Source organism: Thioalkalivibrio sp. ALRh (genome assembly GCF_000381425.1).
Lineage (GTDB): Bacteria > Pseudomonadota > Gammaproteobacteria > Ectothiorhodospirales > Ectothiorhodospiraceae > Thioalkalivibrio.
Genome location: NZ_KB906523.1, coordinates 69938 through 86760, shown reverse-complemented (window position 1 = coordinate 86760; position 16823 = coordinate 69938). Strand labels below are relative to the sequence as shown.

Genomic DNA, 16823 nt, shown 5'->3' with positions numbered 1-16823 from the left:
TTGGGTTCTCCGTGGGTTTATTGCCATTGCAGGTCCATGCGTTGCTGCATGCGGTGCCATTCGGCGGTGATGATGTCGCCCGCCACGCGATGGGCGGCGTCCATGCGCGGGCGGGCCTCGGGGTAGAGGAGCATCACGGCCTCGCTGGCGCGGGCGAAGTCGCGCCGGGTACGGTAGTGCACCATGGTGTGTACCAGCAGGCTGTCGAGGTCGTTGAACGAACGGTCCGCGGACTGGCGGTAGCGCACCATGCGTTCCGGGGTCAGTTCGAGCTGGCGGTGGGTCTGCGAGAGCCCGTCGAACAGGGCGAAAAACCCCATGCCCAGCTCGGCGCCCTGGCGCAGGGCGTGATCGCCCAGCTGACGCTGCAGCAGCTCCCCGGCGCCGAACAGCCCGGCATCGTGGTCACGGGCCAGCAGGCCAAAGACGCTGGCGGCAGAGCCGGACGATGCGCTGCGGGGCTGGGCCAGTTCGCGCATCTGCTGGTCAAGCCGCTGGTGGCCGGCGTCCAGCAGGAGTTCCAGCGCCGGGGCGGTGTCGTGGTCCAGGGCTCCGAGTACACCCTGGCGTTGGCCTTGCGGGAGGCGCTCCAGTTCGCGGAGTACCCCGGCGATGTCCCGCGAGCCGATCTGCAGGCGTTCCAGCTCGCCGCGCACGGCGGTCTCCGGGTCCTCCAGCACCTGCGCGAGCCGCCGCACCTGATGGCCGGCGTGTTCGCCCACCAGACCACGGCTCCCCAGCTCGCCCAGGATGGCGGTGGCCTGCTCAAGCCCCCCGGCCGAGGTGTGGCCGGGTTCGGTGGCTGCGGCAAGGGCATGGCCGAAGTCCATCGCGGGTATGCCGGATGACCGGCTGGCCTGGTCGAGCATGCCGCCCAGACGATTCGACTGCTGCGCACCGTAGGCCATCGCCGCCGTTTGCAGCAGGCGTCCGGCCAGCCCGGAGATGTCGCGCGAGGACTCGCCCAGTGCCTCGTCGACCCACCCGGCCAGCTCTCCGGAGGCGGTGTACGGCGAGAGGTAGAAGCCAGTGTTGTGCGGCAGGGGGGCGGGGGTGACCGCAGACAGGGCTTGTGCGGGCAGCAGCGCAGTCAGCCCGAACAGACTGAGTCCGGCCAGGGGCCCGAGTCTCGCGAACAAGCCGAACATGCGCGCTGGCATGGGGCGTTTCCCTCCCTGTCGGGTGGTCGCAGCCATTCGGATCCGTTCCGGAATGTTTGCCGCCGATCGCTCGGGATCGCCACCCAAAGGAAAGACTAGGCGAGTGAACCCTCGCGGTCAATGAGGGAATGAAGGGGGGGGATGGCGGGGCTTCGATGGTCAGGAGCGTCCCGTTGCCCGGATGGTTTTGCCTTCCGGGTGTGCGAGGCCTTTCGCAGGCCGAGTCATGCGCGCGGGATCGAGGCGACGGATTCGACGACGTGGCTGGCGCCTTCGCGTATCTCGGCCATGATCTGCTGTACCGACAGGACCTGTTGGCGCCCTTGCTCGGCCACCTGGTTCACGGTGTCGATGCGCTCGGCGATGGCCTGGGTGCTTTGCAGATTGCCATGAATGACCTCGGCGATCTGACTGGTGGCGTCGCGGGTATCGGACGCGAGCTTGCGGACCTCCTGTGCCACGACGGCAAAGCCGCGCCCCTGCTCTCCGGCACGCGCGGCCTCGATGGCGGCATTGAGGGACAGCATCTTGGTGGTCTCCGCCACGCTGCGGATGGTCTCGATGATCGACTCGATACTGCGCGCCTCGGCATTGAGTCGGTCGATCGCCGATTTGGTTTCGGCCACCTGCTGGCGGATCTGTTCGGAGTGGGTCGCGTTGGCCTCCAGCGAGGCCTCTCCGCGTTGCGCGCCATCCGCGGTTTTCTGGGCCATTTCGCAGGCGATGGCGGAGGCCTCCCGGGTTCGCTCGGCCGTGTGCACGCTGGCGGTGATGTCCGTGGCGAACTTGATGACCTTCACGGTGCGACCCCGGTCATCAAGGATCGGGTTGTAGGTGGCCTCCAGCCAGATCTCCTCGCCGGAGGACTTGAAACGGCGGAACTTGCCGCTCATGAAGCGCCCGCGGGCGAGGTCCTGCCAGAAATTCGGGTTATCGCGGTAGAAGGCGTCGTCGCAGAACATCCGGTGGTGCTGTCCCTGAATGTGTTCGAGCGGGTAATCGACGGCCTGCAGGAAGTTCTCGTTGGCCTTGAGGATGGTGCCGTCCGGCGTGAACTCAATGACCGCCTGGGAGCGATCCAGCGCCTCGAATACGGCTGCCTGGTCGTGGAGGGTCTCCATCTTGTCGCTTACTTCCGATGCGATCTTGACGACCTTGTACACCTCGCCCTGGGCATCGCGTACCGGAAAGTAGGTGGCCTCCAGCCAGATGGTTTCGCCAGTCCTCGTAACCCTGGAGAAGGTGCCGGCGTGAGACTCGCCCGCAGCCAGCTGCCGCCAGAATTGGCGGTATTCCGTGGAGCGAACGTAGGCCGGGTCGCAGAACATCCGATGGTGCTGGCCGATCACATCCTCGCGGGGATGACCGACAGTCTCGAGGAAGTGCGAGTTGGCGTCGAGCACCGTACCGTTCGGCGCAAATTCGATATAGGCGACGGCATCGCGGACGGCCGCGAGTAGAGCCGTGGCGTCGTCGCTGGAAACCGCAGGGGGTACCCCCTGGGTGGGGAGCCGGGTGGCATTTGCACACATGGGCACGTCCTGAGCGGTTGGTTGATGATGCCCTATTGAACTTCATGTACACACATTGTACAAGAACTATACAGAAAGGGTTTTCGAGGGTGCAGAAATGGAAAAGAAGAACAAGACGACATTGCCGGTGTTGCGAGCGAGCGCATGGGTAGTGCCGCTTCTGGTGGTGTCTGTACTGCTGTTGGCGGGTTGTGCCGCTACTTTCCCGGAGCCCGATGAGGACCGGACTTTCGCCGACGGGATGACGGCCCAGGAACTGTTCGACCGGACCATGGCCGCTCACGGAGGGGATCTTCGCGAGTACGACGGGGACCTGAACCAGGCTACGGACGGCGAGTGGGGGCGAATGGTGCAGCGTGTGCAGCCGCTGGTGGCGGATGGTGGCTACCGTGGCCAGGGCGAGGAGCGCTACCGCCCGGCGGACGAGTTGTACGCAGTCCATTACACGGGGCCGGAGGGCACCAAGACGGTGATCCGCCAGCGTGACGAGATTCGCGTGTACTACGACGGCGAGCGGAGCGAGGACGAGGACCGGATTCGTGCCACCGCGATGACGACCGATGCCGGCAAGCTGTTCCACTACGGACCGACCTTCGTGAAACACCGCGCGACCTCAATGACGCGGCTGGCGGATCGCCGCGAGGGCGGCGTGGACTACCGTCGCGTGCTGGCGACCATCCACCCGGGCTTTGGCAAGGCGGACGAGGATCAGGTGGTGATGTGGATCCACCCCGAAACCGATCGGCTCTATCGGGTGCATATCACCCTGACCGGCTTCGAGCCGACCCGGAATGCCCATGTCGATACGACCTTCCTGGAGTACGAGGAGGTCGGCCCGTATACGCTGCCATCGCGTTTCGAAGAACGCGTGCTTGGGCCGATTCGGTTGTTCGTTCACGAATGGTGGGTGACCAGTCGTGACCAGGACCGTGGGTGGACCGATGACGATGTCCGGGGGCCGGAGTTCTCTGGCGCGGCGGCCCGACCCGCAGGGGAGTAGGCGCGCCGGCCCCCTGATTACTGGAGCAGCCGCATGAAGGTCTGGGGTAGCGCGTTGGCCTGAACGAGCACGGCGAGCCCGGCCTGTTGCAGGATCTGGGCGCGCACCAGGCGGCTGACCTCGGCCGCGTAATCGGCGTCCAGAATGCGGCTGCGGGCCGCCGCCAGGTTGTCGCTGGTGACGCCCAGGTTGGTGATGGTCGACTCGAAGCGGTTCTGGATGGCCCCGAACTGGCTGCGCCGCGCGTTGACCGCATCCAGCGCGGCATCCACACGTGACAGGGCGTCGCTGGCCCCCTGGCGCGAGGTCAGGTCGATATCGTTCAGGCTCCCCCCGGGCTCGGTGGTGGCCGGCAGCCCGAGCGTGGCGAGGGCGGTCTCCCCCGAGATCGTCAGGGTCTCGCGGGCGATCAGGTTGAGCCGGCCGTCGTCGGTCAGGATCGCGCGGCCGGTTGATCCGAGGGCGCGGTCGATCGCGGTCGCCAGTTCCTGGGGGGAGCGATAGGGTCCCGCAGGGATCTCCACCGGGTCGCGCTCGCCCACACGGATGGAGAAATCCTGATCCACCTCCAGCGGATTGCCGGCGAAGGCGGCCTCCAGTTCGCCGGACCAGGCACTGGCAATGTCGCCCACGAAGCGGTTGCGCATGCTGTTGCCGAGGTCGATGGCGAGGGTCTGCCCGGCGTTGGCGCCGATCTGGAAGAACGCGGTGCCCATGGACCCGTCCAGCAGCGAACGGCCGTTAAAGGTTGTCTGGGTCGCGATGCGGTCGTTCTCGGCCAGGAGCTGGCGAACCTCGCGGTCGATGGCGCCGCGGTCCGAGGCCGACAGGGTGGCATTGGCCGCCTGTATCGCCAGCTCGCGGATACGTTGCAGGTTGCCGGTCATGGAGCCCAGGGCGCCCTCGGCGGTCTGGGCCAGCGAGATGCCGTCCTGCGCGTTGCGCATGGCCTGGTTCAGGCCGCGGATCTGGGTTGTGAAGCGTTCGGAGATGGCCAGCCCGGCGGCGTCGTCGCGCGCCGAGTTGATGCGCTGGCCTGAAGACAGGCGCTGGAAGGCCGTCTGCAGGGCGGCCTGCGACTGGCGCAGGTGGCGCTGGGCATTGAGCGACAGGAGGTTGGTGGCAACACTCAACACCTGGGCCATGTTGTCGGGTCTCGCACGCCACAAGGGCGATCCGGCGAAGGGCCGGATTCCGCAGCCGGAATTTCCCGTCTACATTCGCTTAACGGCGGGGTTTGAGGAAACTTTAGGCTTGCAAGGCCACGAAACGATGTACGGCGTGCACATCGGCGCGTGTTTGCTTAGGCTGCGCCGATTGGACTGGATTGGAGAGGGGCATGGCCGATACGCAACCCGAGCGCAGGCAGTCGCTGTTCTGGCGCGCGCTGATCGCGATCCTGCTCGGGGTCGGGCTGGGGATCGTCTGGCTTTATGTCACCGCCCTGCTGGGGCTCGGCGGCGGGATCGACTTTATGCCCGTACCGCTGGCCCGGACCTTCGAGTGGGGTACGCCGCTTTTGCTGGTCGGTGGTGCTGTCGGTTATGTGCTGGGCTGGCGGCGGGTGGCGGCTACGCTGTTCGGGCTGGCGGGGATGCTGTTGCTGGCGGCCCTGGCCTTCGAGGGTGCTCGCGTGATCCTGCAGGACCCCGAGGCGCGCAGCTACGAGCACCAGATGGCACAAACGGCCAGGGAAGGTGCACTGCAGATCGCCGAGTGCGATAACGGCGAGACGTTACTGGTGCGCGAGGACCGGGTGACCTCGGAGGGGATCGCGGTACTGCAGATCCAGCGCATCCATGCCGATGGGCGCCTGGATCCGGAGCTTCTGGCGACCACGGGCGTGGGTTACACGCCGAGCATTGGCGAGGGCATGCGACCGTATCTGGAAGGCTCGGTCGAATGCGGTCTGGAAGGCTTTTCCAGTGCTGGCGAGGCGCTTGGCCGGCTGGAGGCGTTTATTCAGGAACACCCGCCGCGGCACTCCAGTGCCGTGGCGCCGGTGGAGCCGGAGTAGCTGCATCGGCATTGGGCTGGCGAATGCGGCAGGTCCAGTAGATGCCGTGGAATTCGAGCATGGCGGCTTCGCCCTTGGTCCAGAAGACGATCTGCTCGCCGGGGTTGGCGTAGCGTGCCCCGGAGGCGACCTCGGTCGCCTGTAATACGGCCTTGGAACGGCCAAAGCGCAGCTTGGCCTCATTGTCGCTGAAGCTCGCCATCAGGTTCGGGCCACGATCGCAGCTGTAGGGCACATCGCGTGCCTGTTCGGCGGTCGGGGGCAGGGTGCCGCAGGCGGCGAGTACCAGCGTGGCGCTGATGGCAATCCAGGTTCTCACGCGCCGGTTCTCCCGCGGGTCGAATGGACTTTTCATCATACGCGTAACGGGCTGTCGCACGTGAAGGAACACTGTGACTCCGGGTTCGAACCGTTATAGTGAGAGCCCGGCCCCGTCAGGCGATTACGCTTTGTTTCCTCGCTGGTTTCTGGTTGCCTACCTGCTGTTTGTCTGCGTCCTGGTACCGGTCTATGCGGTCCAGTATGGCTGGCTCAATTTCCTCTGGCTGTCCAATCTCGCGCTGATCGCCGGGTGCGCGGCGGCGTGGCTGGAGAGCCGGCGCCTGGCGAGCATGCTGGCGGTGGGCGTGGTCCTGCTCGAGATGGGGTGGGTGATCGATTTCTTGCTGGGGCTTGTGCTGCTGGGGAACCCGCCCTTCGGCTTTGTCGCCTACATGTTCGATCCGGAGGTTCCGCTCTACCTGCGGCTGTTCTCCCTGTACCACCTGCCGCTTCCGTTGGTGCTGTTGTGGATGGTCTGGCGCCTGGGATACGACCCGGTGGCGGGGCGTTTGTGGATCCTGGTGGGCTGGGCCGTCTTGCTGGTGTCGTACCTGCTGTCGACGCCCGAGGCGAACGTGAACTGGGTTCTAGGGCCCTGGGCCCGTCCGCAGGACCTGGTCCATCCCTATGTGTGGCTGGCGGTCTTGATGGCCGGCTGCGCCCTGGTCTGGTGGTTGAGCCATCGCATGCTTTGGTGGGGCATGGGTCGCTTTGGGCGTGTTCATCCGGATCAGGAGGATACGCGCGATTGATCTGACGCAGTGGGCCTCTGCGCGGGACAGGCGATACTCTCCCGATAACGTTTTCTCGAGGATGTCGCACGCATGACGCTTTTCTGGGTGGCCCTGGTGCCGTTTGTGGTGCTGTTTGTCTGGCTGGTCCCGTTGCGCAGGCCGGCCTACGAGGCCGCGCCACTGGCCTATCTGGCGACACTGGTTATTGCCCTGTGGGTCTGGCAGATGCCGGGGGCCGTGCTGGGCGCGAGCCTGCTGGATGCGGGCGTGGTGTTTGTCGAGGTCATGCTGATTGTGGCCGTCGCGCTGCTGGTGCTGAACGTGATGATCGCAACCGGCCACATGGATGCGATCCAGTCGGTGATCGCCAGCGTGTCGCGCGATCCGCGCGTGCTGGCGATGTTGCTGGGCTGGGGTCTGGTCGGGTTCGTGGAGGGTATCGCCGGGTTCGGGACTCCAGCCGTGCTGGCGGCACCCCTGCTCGTCTATTTCGGCATGAAGCCGCTGAAGGCCGTGGCGATCGCGCTGATCGGCAACAGTACCGCGGTGCCGTTTGGCGCGGCGGGTACGCCGGTGGTGATCGGCTTCGCGGGGCTGGGACTGGACGATGCGGTGGTGCAGGAGGCGGTGGTGCGCACGGCGTTCATCCTCGCGCTGCTGGCCGTGTTCATCACCATTTTCATGACCTGGGTTGCCACGCTGGGGGACGAGAAGGGGCGTTTTCGCGAGTTTGTGCCATTCGCGGTGCTCTCCGCGCTCGCGTTCGGTATTCCGTACGCCCTGGTCGCCTGGCTGATCGGGCCGGAGTTGCCCTCGATTGTCGGTGGCGTCGTCGCGATGGTCGTCATCTCACTGGCCGCGCACAAAGGTTTTCTGCTGCCATCGAGCCCGCAACACACCGAGACCGAACCCGCCCCGATCAAGCGGGTACTCGTGGCGTTTGTGCCGTTCGCCGTGATGTCGGTGGCCTTGATTGCCTCGCGCACGGTGATGCCGCTGCGCGAGGCCCTGCAATCGGTGCGCTGGTCCCTGGGCGAGTTTCAGGGGGTGGAACTGGGGCAGAGCCTGGCCCCGCTGTACACGCCGTATTTCTACTTTGCCCTGGCGCTGCTGACTGCACTGATCCTTTTTCGCGTGGGGCGCGCCACGCTGGGCGAGGCCGTGGTGGCTACTGGACGCAAGCTGCGGGTAGCCGCGATCGTGCTGATCTTCATCATCGCGCTCACCCAGATCCTGCTGATGTCCGAGCTCAACGCGGCGGGGCTCCCCTCGATGCCGCAGGTACTGGGGCAGGGCCTGGCCGGGTGGTTGGGGGGCACGTTCGTGCTGTTCAGCGGATTTCTGGGGGCGCTGGGGTCGTTCATGACCGGAAGTGCCACGGTCTCCAATCTGCTCTTTGCCCGCCTGCAGGCCGACACCGCGGAAGCAGTGGCATTGTCGCTGCCGTCGATTCTCGCCTTGCAGCTGATCGGCTCAGGCGTGGGCAACATGATCTCGTTGCACAACATCGCAATGGCGGCCGCGGCCTGCGGCCTCCAGGCGCGCGAAGGGCAGGTGGTACGGGAGACGATTGTTCCCGTGGTGGTGGTCTGTCTCGGGGCCGGCTTGCTGGCGCTCGTCTGGTGAAGCTCCGGCCCCCTGGGAAACCGAGAAAGCTCAGGGTCACCAGCACGATTACGACAAAGCCGACGAGCCAGATGATGTGGGTCATCATGAGTAGATGGCCTGACTGGCTGGGTGGGCACACCAGTGAGTCACACGCGGGGGTGGAACGTCTGTGCGTCGCCGAACAGACGCCAGCCAGGTGGTCTGCTTACGCTCGGGTGTTGATTGGCAATGTCGCCGATCAGCGACTGGAGGAGGACGGGGAATGAACTGGGACATCGTTAAAGGAAACTGGAAGCAGTTCAAGGGGAAGGTCAAGGCGCGCTGGGGGAAGCTGACGGACGACGAACTCGACGCCGTGGCTGGCAAGCGGGAAGAGTTGGCAGGCCGCATTCAGGAACGCTATGGCGTGACGAAGGACGAAGCGGAGCAGCAGCTGGCAGAGTTCGAGAAGAAGATCGACCGGGACGAACACTGAGCGAAGCGGCCCGCTGGCGACGCCCCGGGACTGATGCGTTCCGGGACTAGTACTGTGGCGTCGTCGGTTCATCGAGGAGGCGGGCGTATTCTCGAGATACGACCCCGTAGCACTCGCAGCTGTGCTGCTCGAGCCCCGGACGGTCGAGAATGACCAGGCGACCTCGGTGGTAGGTGATCAAGCCCGACTTTTGTAACCGCCCGGCGGCCTCGGTGACGCCTTCTCGGCGAACCCCCAGCATGCTCGCGATGAGTTCATGGGTCATTTTGAGTTCGCGATGTGGTGAGCGATCGTCGCTCAGCAACAGCCAGCGGCAGAGCTGCTGCTCCACCGAGTGGTGTCGATTGCAGGCGGAGGTCTGTGCGATTTGCGTGAACAAGGCCTGCGTGTAGCGAAGCATCAGGCGTTGCAGTTCGCCTGTGCGCGAGAAGGCCTCGCTGATGATGGCGCTGCGGATTCGATAGGCGTGCCCGGCCATGCGTACCGAGGCCCGGGTGGGGGTCGTGCAGCCGCCCATCAACAGCGAGATCCCGACCAGTCCCTCCCGTCCGGCCACCGCGATCTCGCCACACTTGCCGTCTTCCATTACACACATCAAGGCGATGATGGCTTCGGTGGGGAAGTAGACGTAGTGGGTCTCCGACGGGCCCTCGTAAAGGCTGGTGCCCAGTGGCAACAGGACCGGGTTCAGGTGTGGCTGCAGATACTCGTATTCACTGTCCGGCAGGGCCGCGAGCAGGCCATTGTCGAGGGGCGTTCGCCCGGTCGGTCGGGTTAAGGGCACCGGTGCGTCCGTTTGTTGGTCGGGAGCGTTCGACGGTCGGAAAGATTCGGATAATTAATAGTTTAAGGATAGTCCTTCGCGGTGGGCTAAACCCCGTATCCCCGACTGAAATCTTCCAGACTGGCGGACCATTTTCGCGTTAAGGCAGTTGGCGTAGCGACGCCCAACGTTCTGCACTGGCCAGGCCGGCGTAGCGGAAGACCGAGCCCGAGGGAAGAGCGATCCCTCGGGCCGGGTAGTGCGAGCCCTAGTCGCGTTCGTACTCGGGCGCTTCCTTCAGGGTGTCTTCATCCATATCGATGTACAGCTTGACCTCGTCGCCTTCGGTCGTGCGGTCGATCCGGTCCCAGGCGATTGCGATGTCCTTCTCGCCCATACCCAGGACGTCGCCGGTGCCGATTACGACGGCGATGATCCGGCCGTCCTGATCGATGACGAGGTCGTTGATCTCGCCGACTTCTTCATCGTCGGTCCGGCTGTGGATCTTCTTGTCCATCAGGTCGGAGGCATGCAGTCCTTGCGCCGGCATGCGGTCAATATGGGGGGCATCATGGCGCTCGTCGGCATCACGCTCTTCCATTGCGTTGCGGTCATTGCCGTTCATCTCCTGTTGGCCCGCCATGGGGGTGCTCATGCCAAAAGCGAGAACGGGGATCATCGCGGCGGCGAGTTTGAGTGAGGTGAGTTTCTTCCTGATTACGCTCCTTGAAGGGGCCGGCGTTAACGCCGGCGGTCAGTGTCACGCTCATCGCTCGGGCACTCGACCCGCACGATGTATACGCGTCCCCGATCATGTGGCTGGCTGCAATGTCGGTCTGTACGGCGGCCCACAAATCGAGGCAATAACGGCCAGGAGTGCGATGAACGCTGGTTTTTCGCCAGGATGATTCGTGACTGGCCCGACCAGACGCGGTGTGACCCGCAGGTTGTTTCGCCGACGGGGTGCTAGGCTCAGCAGAAGGGCCGGCACGCAAGCGCCAGTCGATCCGAGGGATGCCGATGACGCTCGTCCAGAACCGTGGCTTTCGCAGCCAAGGCTTGCGGCTTGGCTTCGGGGGGCTGTTGTGGCTGTTCCTCTCCGTCCCCGTCTGCGCCAGCCCGCCGCCTTCGTCTCACGCCGGGGTCTTGCTGCAGGACAGTGATATCCAGGCTCGCCAGGCCCCCTGGCGGTTATCGGGGTCCGGTGGACCGGAGGAACGGTGGGGCAGGGAATTGTTTCCGGCCCAGGCGGCCCGGAATTCGTCGGACCGGGCGGATGATCAGAGCGCCAGCCGCGGTGGGGTCAACCGGGACAGACCAAACCTGCCGCGCCGGCAGGCGGTACGCGTCGCAGTCGATCACGCATGGTGGTACCGGATTGCGCTGATCGCAGGCGCTACCTTGCTCCTGGTTAGCCTGCTCCTGCTGCATTACGTGCGGGTCAGTCGCCGTTTGCGTCAGGAGGCCGCTCTGCGCAAGGAGGTCGAGGCAACACTGCGCCAGCAGCAGGAGGAATTGGTGCGTCTGGCCAATACGGACGCCTTGACCGGGGTTTGGAACCGCCAGAAGTTCAAGACCGAGGCGGAACACGAGGTGGCTCGTGCGGAGCGTTACAACCTGCCGCTTTCGTTGATTTTTCTCGATCTCGACTACTTCAAGGAGGTCAACGATCGCTACGGTCACGCGATGGGGGATGCCATCCTGCGGGAGATGTGCCAGCGGTTGCAGGCGTGCCTGCGCGACTCGGACCGTCTCGGCCGGTGGGGCGGCGAGGAGTTCCTGATCCTCGTGCCGCACGCCGACTCGGGCCGTGCAGCGTTGCTGGCGGAAAAACTCCGCCAGGCCATTGCGGACCCACCGGCGGCCCATGGCCAGCCGATGTCGATCAGCCTGGGGGTGGTGTCTCGCGAACCCGGAGATTCCCTGGAAGATCTCGTGCGCAAGGCCGATGCGGCGCTCTATCGCGCCAAGGCGCGTGGCCGAAATCGTGTCGAGGTCCACCGCGCGGAGGGCCCCCCAGACGCTTTGTGAGTCAGGTGGCCGTTAGTGGCTCCACGCGTAGCTCCACGCGGCGGTTCAGGGCGCGCCCATGTGACGTTTCATTCTCGGCGATGGGGCGGTCCGGTCCGTAGCCGATCGCAATGATGCGCGCCTCTCCGACGCCATTGTCGTGCAGGTGACGACCGACCGACAGGGCCCGTTGTTCCGACAGGTGCTGGTTGTAACCGCGTGCGCCCGCAGAGTCGGTATGTCCGGCGATCGTCACCAGGCTGGCGTCGTACTCCTCGAGCACCTGCCCCAGGGCATCGAGGGTGGGTATCATGTCCGGGTGAATCTCCGCGCTGTTGGTCTCGAAGGCCTTGGCGCCCGGAAATATCAGGGTGATGATTCGCCCCTCGCGTTCCATTTGCACATCGTATCCCGAAAGCTCCTGGCGCAACCGTGCGGTCAGCACGTCCATATAGAAGCCCACCCGATCCAGGGCGACGGATTCGTGCCCCTCGTCCAGCAGGTGCTGACGACGTGCGTTGACGGCGTCGTCATCGCGCGCCAGATAAACCGCGTTCCGGCTCGTCCCGTAAGCATCGTCCTGATGGGGGGTATCCCGGGCTTGTTCGCCGTTGGCGGCTGCATCTGGTGAACGTTCTCCCTGAGTGGGCATGGCGTTACACCCGGTCAACAACAGTGCCGCGACGATGGCGGCAAGTGTGTTGTGGCGAATAATGGCGTTCACTTCGAGTCCCCGGCTTGTTGGCACCAATCACGGAATGCGCGCGCCGAGAGGGGGCGGCTGAAGCGATAGCCTTGCCCGAATCCGACCCCTTGCTGGCGCAGCCACTCGACCTGATGCCCGGACTCGATGCCTTCGGCGACGATGTTCAGCTTCAGCGAGCGTGCCATCACGATGATATGGCTAATGATGTTGCTGGTCACCGCTTCGTGGCCAATGGCATCGGCAAATGTTTTGTCAATCTTGAGGGTGTCCAGTTCGAAGCTCTCGAGATAGGCCAGGCTGGAGTAGCCGGTGCCAAAATCGTCAATCGCGATGCGATGGCCGCGCGCGCGCAAATCCTGGATTCTCCTGCGAACGTCATCCGTGTTGAGCAGCGAGCGCTCGGTGATCTCGAGCTTGATTGCGTGGGCCGGAACCTTGGCCTGTTCAAGCTCGCGCTGGAGGGCTTCGCTAAAGCGGGTGGAGGCCAGATCCTGTCCGGTGATGTTCAGGTTGATCGGGCAATCCGGCCGGTCGCGGAGCTGTGGCCCCAGCTCGTGGAGGACACAGCGCAGGATCGCGAGGGTCAAGTCGGTCCCCTGTTCGGTATCTTCGGCCAGAGGCACGAAGACATCCGGGCCAATAGTTTCCCGGTTATCGCGCCGCCAACGCGCCAGGGCCTCGGCACCCTGACAGCTGCCTGTTTCCAGGTCGACGATGGGCTGGAACACCACCTGCAGCTGGTCATGCGCAATCGCCTCGCGCAGCTCCTGAGCCAGGCTGAGCTGGTGGCGGAAGTACCGCAGGATCAGAAACAGCCACAAACCAACGAGTAACAGGCCAAAGGCCCCGGCCCCGGCCAGCGTGGGGAGGTAGCGCTGCCAGAATTGCGCCATCGGCTGCACGGCGATGATGTCGATCGGCAGGATGGTGTCGAGCGACGAGCGGCTGACCAGCCGTTGTTCGGCGTGATCCACCGTGAGCCCGGGTTCGAATAACTCGGGATCCGGGACATCGGCCCCCGGGGGATGGGTGATCATGGGCATGGATTCGACCCAGAGCCCGACTTCCTGGTCCTCCAGCAGGCCTGGGTTTACCAGCAGGCGCGGGTCGATGGCCACGTCGTGCTGGCCATAGCGCATCAGGAAGAGCTCTACGCCGCCGATCGCCGTCGTGGGGTCGGGCCACCAGGCCACCAGTCCGCTGTCGTAGATGCGGCTGGCCTGGGGGGGAGTGAGGGCATCGCCCTGGACAAAACCGGCGCCGCATTCGCGTTCCACTGCCCGCCAGTAACCGACGGCGCGAATATGCGGCCGCGAAATCGCGGCTTCCTGCAACTGGTTCAGGTGCTGCGGCGAGCAGGGGGTCACATCGAGGGCATTGAGCTCGTCGAGCAGGTCGCGCGCGTCGAGGATCGCCTGCTCGGTTTGCTGGCCGAGCTTTTGTGCGAGTTCGTCCAGACGCTGTTCCTCCGCGACCACGGACCCTTGCCAGAGATACCAGCCCAGGAGAAACAGCGGCAGCAGGAGCCCCAGGACGGTTACGCCAAAGACGGCAAACAGCAGCTTGTCGCGCCGTGTAGCCATGGCGTTCCATCCTCCGTAAGTCCCGAATAGACGGGATTTCAAGAGTGTAGCATGGGGTTATTGGGATCCTGCCGCATCCGGGAGGATGGTGAGAAGGATGGCCACACCGTGAGGAATCACGATGAACGAAAAGGTCGCTGCGAGGGGAAAATCGGGGTCGTCACTCAGCCAGCACGAAGGGGTGTCAGTGGCCTGCGACTGTTGCTCCTGCGAGGCGGAGCCCTACTGGTGGGGGGTTGCCGCGGAAATGGGGATCGATCCGCAGTCGGACAAGCCGGATCGGGCGGCAAGTGCCGCCCGGCCGGGAGGTGATTACTCGACCTCGACGGAGCCTTCGGCCCCACCTTCAGCGCCGGCTTCTGCTCCGCCGTCGTCGCCTTCGGCTGCACCGTCAGCACCGGCCCCGGCACCTGCGTCGGCACCCATGCCGCCACGGGCATCGTCGTCCTGACGGACGTCACCGCTGGCGCCGGCATCGCCGCTCGCGCCAGCACCACCCTCGGCACCCGGGGCCTGGCCTTCGGCCGCCGCACCTCCTGCGGTCCCGCCGCTGGCTTCGCCGCCCATTTCGGAGCCGCCGGCGGCTCCACCGCTGGCTTCGGCACCGGTCTCGGCGGCGCCTTCGGCCGCCGCACCCAGGTTTTGCGCCTGCGCGGTGGCGAGTCCACCCAGGGCGAACATCGAGGCGAGGGCAAAGGCAATTGCAGTCTTGCGATAGCTATACATCAGTACAACCTCCTGTTTCGGATTGAGGAACGGTAATTCCGTGCCTCGCGACCGACCGATCGGCCATCGGCTCGTGTCGGTCTGCGTGTACAGGTCTAGCTTCCCCGAGCAGGGGGACGAAAGGGAATGGACGGGAAGGTGCGAACGCCTTCACTGCGCCGAGGGGAGGAATCGAACCTCGGTCAAACTATTTCCCGGTATGGTCAGTCGGTCGCGCTGGATTCGCAATGGCCAACGGAGCCTGCCGCACAGATGCGCCCATCGATCCAGATGGCGCGGTCCAGCCGAGCCCCTTCAAGCCGGGCGTCGGTCAGATCCGCGCCGGAAAGGTCGGCGTGGCGCAGATCCGCATCTTCCAGGCGGGTGCTCCGGAGTCGAGCGCTCCGCAGGTCGGCACCAGTTAATTGGGCGCGTGAGAGATCGGCCCCGTCCAGGCGGGCTCGGTCGAGGTTTGCGTAGCGCAAATCGGCATCCGCGAGTTGCGCGCGCTCCAGCCGTGCGGCGCTCAGGCGGGTGTCATACAGGCTGGCACCGGCCAGGTCAGCTCCGCGCAGCGCAGCCCCGGACTTGTTGCAGTAGTTCCAGTTCACCGAGGGTCCGGGTGGCGCATCGCAATCCGGTGCCGGCGTGATTTCCTGTTGCTGTGCGAACCAGACCAGCAGGCCCGTGGCAAGGAAAAGCGCAACGCCAGACAGGATCCAGGGGCGCGGACCCTGTACCCATTGGCACCAGGGAAATGGCGTACGGTCGAGCAGGGCGGCCCATAGCTGGCGATGGTTCAACGTCTCCAGGTTCTCGGGACAGCGGCGGTCGCCCTTGCGCTGGTCGCGGTAGAACGAATCCGAGGCATGCGAACGACGTTCCCGCAGGCGTTCGTCCTCGCGCAGCCGGGCGCGCTCGAGGCGTTCCTTGCCACCGGGGGTGTTGGCCAGACGCACTTCCTCGGGAATCAGGTGGGGCCGTTCGGCGATCGGCACCCAGAATTCCCGGTCCTGGCTGATCTCGTCCTGTTCGTTCAGGCGCCCAAGGATGAGGAACCGGCCGATCTGGCGAGCCGGGTAGGGCCCGCAGACGCCATCCGGGCGGCGCAGAAACCAGCGCTCGTGGCGCACGGCCTCGGACGAGGAGGGGGGCGGGTCCGTCGCCTCGTGGGCGGTTTCCGATGGATCGGAAGGCTGCGTGGTCACTGGCGGGTCCCCTGATCACGCGTGACGGCGTCGCCGGGTCGCCAGTCCTTCAGGTGCTGGCGCAGCTCGGCGGCGCTTGGCTGGGCAGCCTCCAGGATCAGGTGAATGCGGTTGAAATGGAGCAGTTGCGCGCCACCGGTATCGGGTGCCAGATAAAGGTCCGGTTGTTCGCGCCGGATCATTTCGCGGATCAGCGATTTCTGCATGATGCTGAAGGTCTTGAACAGGAGGTCGGTCAGCCCGGGGAGTGGCTGGTTGGCGACGTTCCATGCGCCGGATACGTCGACCGCGATCACGATATCGACCTTGTCCCGGAGGAGGTCGTATGGCAATGGATTGGAGGCCCCGCCGTCGATCAGTAACCGGCCGTCGTCCGACGGTACGGGTGCGAACAGGCCGGGCACCGCCATGCTGCCCGCAATCGCCGGAAAGAGCTCACCTTCCTGGAGCGTGACCGTCTGGCTGGTCCAGTAGTCGGTCGCTACCACCGTCAGCGGGATGCGCAGTTCGTCGAAGCTGCGGGTCGGGGTGTGTGTCGCAAGAAAGCGCAGGAAGGTATCGGCATCCAGCAGGGCGTTACGGCCCAGGCGCAGGGGAATCAGTTCGAACAGCTCGAGATCGGATCGGGCCAGGCGCGAGAGGGCGTCCATCTCTGAACCGGCGAAGTCGTCAAAGATGTCGAGGATCTCCTCCGCGCTGAGGCCGGCGGCATACAGGCCGCCGATGATCGCGCCAATACTGGTCCCCGCGATATAGTCCGGCTGCAGGCCGAGCTCATCGAAGGCCTGCAGTATCGCGATGTGGGCCAGGCCACCCGCACCGCCGGAGCCCAGGGCCAGACCAATGGTGGGACGCGTATCGCTCGTTGGTTCCGCGTCGCCGGCGTTCGCCGGCATGGCCACCCACGTCAGCAGCAGCGTCAGGGCCAGCAGCAGGAGCGGGCCAGGACGCGTCTTCGAGATGCGACGCTGGAGGGGCTTGATCGCGAACACGCGGATGCT

General features: G+C 65.2%; 17 protein-coding genes. 6 read left to right on the top strand and 11 right to left on the bottom strand.

Annotated elements, in window-relative coordinates; translation table 11 throughout:
* Positions 1 to 17 precede the first annotated feature (17 nt).
* Complete coding sequence (locus F791_RS0110815; protein WP_019592582.1) at positions 18 to 1160, bottom strand: hypothetical protein; 1143 nt, start codon at positions 1158 to 1160, stop codon at positions 18 to 20.
* 224 nt (positions 1161 to 1384) lie between these two features.
* Positions 1385 to 2692, bottom strand: coding sequence for a PAS domain-containing methyl-accepting chemotaxis protein (locus tag F791_RS0110810; RefSeq protein WP_019592581.1), 1308 nt, complete (start codon positions 2690 to 2692; stop codon positions 1385 to 1387).
* 241 nt (positions 2693 to 2933) lie between these two features.
* Here F791_RS0110810 and F791_RS0110805 point away from each other — a divergent pair, with 241 nt between their 5' ends.
* Positions 2934 to 3692, top strand: coding sequence for a hypothetical protein (locus F791_RS0110805; RefSeq protein WP_019592580.1), 759 nt, complete (start codon positions 2934 to 2936; stop codon positions 3690 to 3692).
* Between the two features lie 17 nt (positions 3693 to 3709).
* Here the strand turns inward: F791_RS0110805 and F791_RS0110800 are convergent, their stop codons facing one another.
* On the bottom strand, positions 3710 to 4837 hold the full coding sequence (locus F791_RS0110800; RefSeq protein ID WP_019592579.1) for a flagellin: 1128 nt from the start codon (positions 4835 to 4837) through the stop codon (positions 3710 to 3712).
* 194 nt (positions 4838 to 5031) lie between these two features.
* Here F791_RS0110800 and F791_RS0110795 point away from each other — a divergent pair, with 194 nt between their 5' ends.
* On the top strand, positions 5032 to 5709 hold the full coding sequence (locus tag F791_RS0110795; RefSeq protein WP_018174197.1) for a hypothetical protein: 678 nt from the start codon (positions 5032 to 5034) through the stop codon (positions 5707 to 5709).
* Here the strand turns inward: F791_RS0110795 and F791_RS0110790 are convergent.
* Positions 5651 to 6028 carry an MliC family protein gene (locus F791_RS0110790; RefSeq protein ID WP_018139298.1) on the bottom strand — a complete coding sequence of 126 codons (378 nt, stop codon included), beginning with the start codon at positions 6026 to 6028 and terminating at the stop codon, positions 5651 to 5653. The two genes, F791_RS0110795 and F791_RS0110790, sit on opposite strands and share 59 nt — an antisense overlap.
* A 130-nt stretch (positions 6029 to 6158) precedes the next feature.
* Between F791_RS0110790 and F791_RS0110785 the strand changes: the two genes are divergently transcribed.
* The 3 genes from F791_RS0110785 (at position 6159) to F791_RS0110770 (ending at position 8847) form a co-directional block, all read left to right on the top strand.
* Positions 6159 to 6782, top strand: a complete 624-nt coding sequence (locus F791_RS0110785) for a hypothetical protein (RefSeq protein ID WP_018139299.1) — start codon at positions 6159 to 6161, stop codon at positions 6780 to 6782.
* 72 nt (positions 6783 to 6854) lie between these two features.
* Positions 6855 to 8390, top strand: a complete 1536-nt coding sequence (locus F791_RS0110780; protein WP_018139300.1) for an L-lactate permease — start codon at positions 6855 to 6857, stop codon at positions 8388 to 8390.
* Between the two features lie 244 nt (positions 8391 to 8634).
* Positions 8635 to 8847, top strand: coding sequence for a CsbD family protein (locus F791_RS0110770; RefSeq protein WP_018139301.1), 213 nt, complete (start codon positions 8635 to 8637; stop codon positions 8845 to 8847).
* Positions 8848 to 8893: 46 nt separating this feature from the next.
* On the opposite strand, the gene F791_RS0110765 is transcribed toward F791_RS0110770, so the two are convergent.
* Both F791_RS0110765 and F791_RS0110760 read right to left on the bottom strand, forming a co-directional pair.
* Complete coding sequence (locus tag F791_RS0110765) at positions 8894 to 9631, bottom strand: Crp/Fnr family transcriptional regulator (protein WP_019592578.1); 738 nt, start codon at positions 9629 to 9631, stop codon at positions 8894 to 8896.
* A 247-nt stretch (positions 9632 to 9878) separates the two neighbouring features.
* On the bottom strand, positions 9879 to 10289 hold the full coding sequence (locus F791_RS0110760) for a PRC-barrel domain-containing protein (protein WP_051080507.1): 411 nt from the start codon (positions 10287 to 10289) through the stop codon (positions 9879 to 9881).
* Between the two features lie 554 nt (positions 10290 to 10843).
* Between F791_RS0110760 and F791_RS0110755 the strand changes: the two genes are divergently transcribed.
* A complete protein-coding gene (locus F791_RS0110755; RefSeq protein WP_019592576.1) occupies positions 10844 to 11641 on the top strand; it encodes a GGDEF domain-containing protein in 798 nt (265 codons plus the stop codon).
* A gap of 1 nt (position 11642) precedes the next feature.
* On the opposite strand, the gene F791_RS0110750 is transcribed toward F791_RS0110755, so the two are convergent.
* From F791_RS0110750 to F791_RS0110730, 5 genes are all read right to left on the bottom strand, one after another.
* Positions 11643 to 12344, bottom strand: coding sequence for an OmpA family protein (locus F791_RS0110750; protein ID WP_018993835.1), 702 nt, complete (start codon positions 12342 to 12344; stop codon positions 11643 to 11645).
* Entirely contained in the window at positions 12341 to 13909 is a 1569-nt protein-coding gene (locus F791_RS0110745; protein WP_019592575.1) for an EAL domain-containing protein, read from the bottom strand. The genes F791_RS0110750 and F791_RS0110745 overlap by 4 nt, the downstream gene beginning before the upstream one ends.
* 312 nt (positions 13910 to 14221) lie before the next feature.
* Positions 14222 to 14635, bottom strand: coding sequence for a hypothetical protein (locus F791_RS0110740; protein ID WP_018993836.1), 414 nt, complete (start codon positions 14633 to 14635; stop codon positions 14222 to 14224).
* Between the two features lie 203 nt (positions 14636 to 14838).
* On the bottom strand, positions 14839 to 15822 hold the full coding sequence (locus F791_RS0110735) for a pentapeptide repeat-containing protein (protein ID WP_019592574.1): 984 nt from the start codon (positions 15820 to 15822) through the stop codon (positions 14839 to 14841).
* Positions 15819 to 16814 carry a patatin-like phospholipase family protein gene (locus F791_RS0110730; protein WP_018649468.1) on the bottom strand — a complete coding sequence of 332 codons (996 nt, stop codon included), beginning with the start codon at positions 16812 to 16814 and terminating at the stop codon, positions 15819 to 15821. The genes F791_RS0110735 and F791_RS0110730 overlap by 4 nt, the downstream gene beginning before the upstream one ends.
* Between the last annotated feature and the right edge of the window lie 9 nt (positions 16815 to 16823).

Excerpts from the sequence above, each read along its gene's own strand:
- F791_RS0110795 (WP_018174197.1), top strand. The coding sequence starts at position 5,032 with ATGGCCGATACGCAACCCGAGCGCAGGCAGTCGCTGTTCTGGCGCGCG.
- F791_RS0110780 (WP_018139300.1), top strand. The coding sequence starts at position 6,855 with ATGACGCTTTTCTGGGTGGCCCTGGTGCCGTTTGTGGTGCTGTTTGTC.
- F791_RS0110745 (WP_019592575.1), bottom strand. The coding sequence starts at position 13,909 with ATGGCTACACGGCGCGACAAGCTGCTGTTTGCCGTCTTTGGCGTAACC.
- F791_RS0110770 (WP_018139301.1), top strand. The coding sequence starts at position 8,635 with ATGAACTGGGACATCGTTAAAGGAAACTGGAAGCAGTTCAAGGGGAAG.
- F791_RS0110740 (WP_018993836.1), bottom strand. The coding sequence starts at position 14,635 with ATGTATAGCTATCGCAAGACTGCAATTGCCTTTGCCCTCGCCTCGATG.
- F791_RS0110805 (WP_019592580.1), top strand. The coding sequence starts at position 2,934 with ATGACGGCCCAGGAACTGTTCGACCGGACCATGGCCGCTCACGGAGGG.
- F791_RS0110815 (WP_019592582.1), bottom strand. The coding sequence starts at position 1,160 with ATGCCAGCGCGCATGTTCGGCTTGTTCGCGAGACTCGGGCCCCTGGCC.
- F791_RS0110800 (WP_019592579.1), bottom strand. The coding sequence starts at position 4,837 with ATGGCCCAGGTGTTGAGTGTTGCCACCAACCTCCTGTCGCTCAATGCC.
- F791_RS0110810 (WP_019592581.1), bottom strand. The coding sequence starts at position 2,692 with ATGTGTGCAAATGCCACCCGGCTCCCCACCCAGGGGGTACCCCCTGCG.
- F791_RS0110760 (WP_051080507.1), bottom strand. The coding sequence starts at position 10,289 with ATGATCCCCGTTCTCGCTTTTGGCATGAGCACCCCCATGGCGGGCCAA.